At 58.6% G+C, this 1,965-nt stretch carries 2 protein-coding genes and 1 pseudogene; 1 reads left to right on the top strand and 2 read right to left on the bottom strand.

Going from position 1 to position 1,965, the window contains the following annotated elements; translation table 11 throughout:
• Positions 1-367: pseudogene (locus ACXJL8_RS39785) on the bottom strand (hypothetical protein); the annotation flags it as partial.
• A 147-nt stretch (positions 368-514) separates the two neighbouring features.
• Between ACXJL8_RS39785 and ACXJL8_RS39780 the strand changes: the two are divergent.
• A complete protein-coding gene (locus ACXJL8_RS39780; protein ID WP_456686894.1) occupies positions 515-961 on the top strand; it encodes a hypothetical protein in 447 nt (148 codons plus the stop codon).
• 566 nt (positions 962-1,527) lie between these two features.
• Here ACXJL8_RS39780 and ACXJL8_RS39775 read toward each other — a convergent pair.
• Entirely contained in the window at positions 1,528-1,938 is a 411-nt protein-coding gene (locus ACXJL8_RS39775; protein ID WP_456624001.1) for a DUF6968 family protein, read from the bottom strand.
• Positions 1,939-1,965 lie beyond the last annotated feature (27 nt).

Here is a 1,965-nt window from a genome sequence, read left to right as displayed (position 1 = left end):
GGTCCGGCCTGTATTTGGCCAGCATGTCCAGCCAGGTCCCGCGAAGAAATTGCCCGGCTCCCAAAGCGGTCGAGAGACCGTTCGTGGCATTGGCCCTGCCCGCGCTTTCAGCGCTCACGATCTGGTTGGTCAGCGGACCAGAGGCCCTCGTTGCGCCTGGCCGATAGGGAGCCTGTTGCTGCTGCAGCTCGCGCAATCTTCGGATCAAGCCAGCCGCGGCGTTGCCGAAGGTTTTTGGATCATACGCGCCCGGCTCGGTCGCGTTCGGATTGGCTCTTGGTCCGACTTGCGCCGACAGTCTGCCGAGAAGGCCGCCGGTGCCCGCATATGTTTGCGGAGCAAACACGTCATCATCGCGGAAACCCATATCTACCTCCAGGTCCGGATTCAAAAAAGCTGGCTCGCCCTTTGGACGGGCAAGTGCGATTGCAATGTCGGACGATCCATCTATAACTAAGCATCCCACCACTGCAGGATGTGACAGATGAAGCTGCTACCCGTTGCGCTCGCTCTGATGTTGAGCGGCACCACCGCTCTGGCCGTCGACTTCCGCTGGACGCTCGGCTATGGCCAGGGCACGCTGGAAGCGAACATCGAGAACAGCGCCGGATCCACCTTCAGCATCTATTGTCCGGCTGGCAGCGACGACAAAACGCCGGGCATGTTCATCACGGTGACGCGGATCAAGCCTCAAGCCAAAGAAGCGGTGACCGTGCAGATCATCATCGATGGCAAGAACTATCCCTTCCTTCTCGACGGAAGCCAGTTCAAGGCTGCGGGACGACAGAACCAGTGGGATTTCAGGGAGCTCGTCAAAGCCCTGGCCACGACCAAACAGAAATCCTTTGTCGTCGAATTCCCCAAGTACCAGACCCAGGAGACCTTCTCCCTGCTCGACGTCCGCAAGAGCTTGGGGACTGCGAAGAAAACCATCATCAAGGACTGCGACGACGGGACGTGATGCGGCGACAATACCGTGTCCACAAAACGTTTGATAGCAGCTTCTGGTCGCGTAAGCCGAAGAATGGACCCTGTTGAATCGCACTCAAGCACGACCGATTTCGTCGCAGACAGGCTGGCCCGGCAGGCTCTATCGATCAAGGGCTTTCCAGCGTCGCCTCGAGCCTGGGGCCTCGGAAGAGGTCAAGCGCATGAGCGTTCGAGAGCTGCGCGATCCGCGCTGCACCGCGGTCGCGTAGGCGCGTCGAGGCTCAGCGTCAGCGCATCGAGCGACGACGAGATGCTGTCGAGCTTCTCCAGCGTCAGACCGGTTTGCGAGATGGCCAGCAGATACTCGCCCGTGAGCAGGAAGTCGTAGCCGAGCAGCTTGTCATAGGTGCCGAATGGGGCGACGTGCGATGAGCATCGCGCGCCAAATTCTGTGTGTTCATCTGCTTCAACCTCATCGGTCGGCTACAGCGGGGGCGCCTCGATGTCAGAATGTTGAAGGCTCATGGAAGAATCGCGTTCGGCCGAAACGGACAACGCTACGAGCGCCTGAACTAGTAGCCTTTACCAGCTCTTCCATTACTCGAGCGAATGTTTGTAGCGCCGCCTGGCCCTCGATAGCTGCGCCTCTTTCGTCTTGATCTCGACATCCACGAGATTGCACAACTTCCGGTGAAATTCGAGGCCATAGCAAAATGGAAGATACCGCGGAAAAACGACCTCGTAAGGCACCGAACTTGGACCAATTGTCTTCAACCGATCGAGTCGTGCGCGAATAGCCATGGACGCGATTGTGAGCGCTTGAACTCCATCCGCACCGCGCGCCCGCCGGATTCGATCGTCCTTGAGCCCTTGTATCTGAAAAGCGCAGATCCATTCCTTTGGATGCGCCTGATCAAGCTTCGGGAAGCCTAGCCGGGCAATCGCAGCGCGTTGTTTGGCGCCGACACGGAAATCGTACTGCAACAGACAAGGCTCGTCCCAATGCATTCGCCTTCCCCTCAAACGAAGCTACAT

This window comes from Bradyrhizobium sp. P5_C11_2 (assembly GCF_054049755.1).
Note: the sequence above shows the minus strand (reverse complement) of the source record. Positions and strands in the feature narration are given on the sequence as shown.